Raw genomic sequence first — 2,501 nt, 5'->3', positions numbered from 1 at the left:
GGTACCGCCAAGAACAAGCCTTGCCGAGATTGGAAGCGATGCATGCGTGGTTACTGCTGACGCGTCAAAAGACGGCGGATGGCAGCAGTCTGGCCAAAGCCATCGATTACAGCTTCAAGCGCTGGCCGGCGATTATGCGCTATGCCGCCAGTGGCAATCTACCGATTGATAATAATCCGATCGAGAATGCCATCCGTCCTATTGCCATCGGCAAGAAGAACTGGCTGTTTGCCGGATCAGAACGCGCTGGCAAACGGGCTGCTGCCATTCAAAGTCTACTCGCCACCGCCAAAGCGAATAACATCGAACCGCTTGCCTGGCTTAAAGAAACTTTGGAAAAACTCCCTACCTGTAAAAATAATCGTATTGATGAATTGTTGCCGTTGCGGGCAAAATCGGTTGTTTGCTGATCGTCTAGGTGGGACTGTCGGACGCATACGAAATATCTGTATCGCGCAGTCGATAAAGAAGGTCAGACAATTGACTTTCTATTGACAGCAAAGCGTGAAAAGGCAGAGGCCATGCGCTTCTTCGACAAGGCGATGCAGGCTAACGGCATTCCGGAAAAAGTCACGATGGACAAGAGCGGAGCAAACAAAGCAGCGATCGATGAAATCAATGATGCGATGGACGTACCGATGCTCATTCGTCAGGTAAAATACCTCAACAACATCGTCGAACAAGACCACCGCGCAGTGAAACGAATAACAAAACCAATGCTTGGCTTCAAATCATTTCACGCGGCGAAAAGCATCCTGACTGGCATCGAATTAATGCACATGATTCGCAAAGGCCAGCTGATGTTTGGTGGCACAGAAGAGATGTCTTTTGCCGATCAGTTTTATGCTTTAGCAGCACAAATCCGTTCAGTTTGAGAACGAATGAGATCCCAGTAATAAGTTTGATTTACATTAGTTAACGCGACAGAACCGTTCATAGTAGCCAACACCAATATCCATGCTGGTTCCGTAGTTACCATTGTAGCCACACCATCCGCCGCTAACAGCACAGCTGCTTGACGCAGCAACTACTGGAGCGATGACGATCCAACGCCAGATTCGGGTTTTCATTTGCTGACCTCTTTAATATCGGTTTCAGTCCATTCCACCAATCTAAACGGTGCTCCTGAAGTGTCGGAGACCACTGCAACATTCCTTCCATGCCTGTCGGCCCGCGGCGTTAACAGTACATGCCCGCCAAGTGCCTGAAGTATTTTTATTGATTTGTTGATGTCATCGACGCGTATATGTTCAGCCAGTGTGGTTGGGTATTTGGATGATTCCGAGGCAGAGTATTGGCACTAGCCCGCGCTTGATTACTTAACATACACAAATTTCGAGCTACTTGATTCGCTAGAGGTTGCTTCAGGTGGGCAAGACCGCACGAGCGTTTGGTTCATCACTCTGCGGTTAGCCAGGATGCAATGGCACTGCGCGCGGGGGCTGAGGGTCTGTTACAGGTGCTGGTAAGCTATCCCTAAAATCCTGATAACACTCATCGAGCACATGGCGCGTAAATTTGCCGATTGCCGCGTACTCGATCTCAGTTAGGTTAGCCAGCGAGACCCGCGCCGAGGTGTCAATTACATCAAATCCATTGCCCGGCAGCAGAACCACACCGGTTTCTTGCGCAAGCCGGAAAAGAAAGCTGATACCAAGATCGCTGCGGACGAACCATGCTTCAAATTCGGGCCCATACAACGCGCCGCCAATTTCTTGCAGATCGATCAACGAGTAATAGTTCACGTCATTGGGCGTTCGCAATGCCTCGATACCCATATTGCGATACAAGGTCTGATAGCGCTTGCGCAGCAACTGTTTGGCCGACTCCTTGTAGCGGTGTTCTCGGTCCATGAGTCCATTGAGCGAGAACAGTGCCATTTGCAGTTGCTGCGGGAGTGACAGACCGGCGGTATGGTTCAGCGCGACGGCGCGGCTGTCAGCGACCAGTCGATCGATGAAACGAATCGTGCGCGGCGTGGTAGTGAGTGAAGCGTATCGTGCGTCGAGAAGGACTTTCCCCGCCTCTGGCAATGCTGCCAGTGCCGCGTCAAAAACATTTTCGTCATGTAGCGCAATGATGCCTAGGCGCCATCCTGTTGCGCCAAAGAACTTTGAGAATGAGTACACGCACAGTGTATTTCGTGGGCACTTAGCAAACAGCGACACAAAGTTATCCGCAAAGGTCCCGTATACGTCATCGGTGATAATGAACAGATCGGGGCGTTGTTGCGCCACCAGCGCGGCCAGTTGATCGAGAACCTGATCTGATAACTTGGTCGAGGGTGGATTACTCGGATTGACGAGACAAAATAGCTTTACTGCCGGATCGCTCAGCTTGTCGATTTCGTTGTCCGGCAACTGCCAGTCGGCGTGCCCATCCATGCGAATATCAACCACCTCGAGGCCGTATTCGGCTAGTAGCGGGATTTCCAAATAAGGTGAAAAGATCGGCGTGCTGATGGCGATCTTGTCACCCGGCTTGATCAAGCCGTTGGCTCG

3 protein-coding genes and 1 pseudogene are annotated in these 2,501 nt (G+C 51.0%); 2 read left to right on the top strand and 2 right to left on the bottom strand.

All coding sequences use genetic code 11. The annotated features are described in order from the left end of the window. Together QN395_RS21235 and QN395_RS21230 are read left to right on the top strand one after the other, a co-directional pair. The coding region (locus QN395_RS21235; protein WP_323493027.1) for an IS66 family transposase at window positions 1-410 on the top strand (410 nt) is incomplete at its 5' end. A gap of 30 nt (window positions 411-440) precedes the next feature. Beyond that, window positions 441-875 (top strand): annotated as a pseudogene (locus QN395_RS21230) (IS6 family transposase); the annotation flags it as partial. A 36-nt stretch (window positions 876-911) separates the two neighbouring features. Here the strand turns inward: QN395_RS21230 and QN395_RS21225 are convergent. Both QN395_RS21225 and QN395_RS21220 read right to left on the bottom strand, forming a co-directional pair. Next, entirely contained in the window at window positions 912-1,070 is a 159-nt protein-coding gene (locus tag QN395_RS21225) for a hypothetical protein (RefSeq protein ID WP_323493026.1), read from the bottom strand. Between the two features lie 339 nt (window positions 1,071-1,409). After that, a partial coding sequence (locus QN395_RS21220) for a bifunctional aspartate transaminase/aspartate 4-decarboxylase (protein ID WP_323493025.1) occupies window positions 1,410-2,501 on the bottom strand: 1,092 nt, incomplete at its 5' end.

This window comes from Undibacterium sp. RTI2.2, assembly GCF_035018705.1.
Classification (GTDB): domain Bacteria; phylum Pseudomonadota; class Gammaproteobacteria; order Burkholderiales; family Burkholderiaceae_D; genus Undibacterium.
Note: the sequence above shows the minus strand (reverse complement) of the source record. Positions and strands in the feature narration are given on the sequence as shown.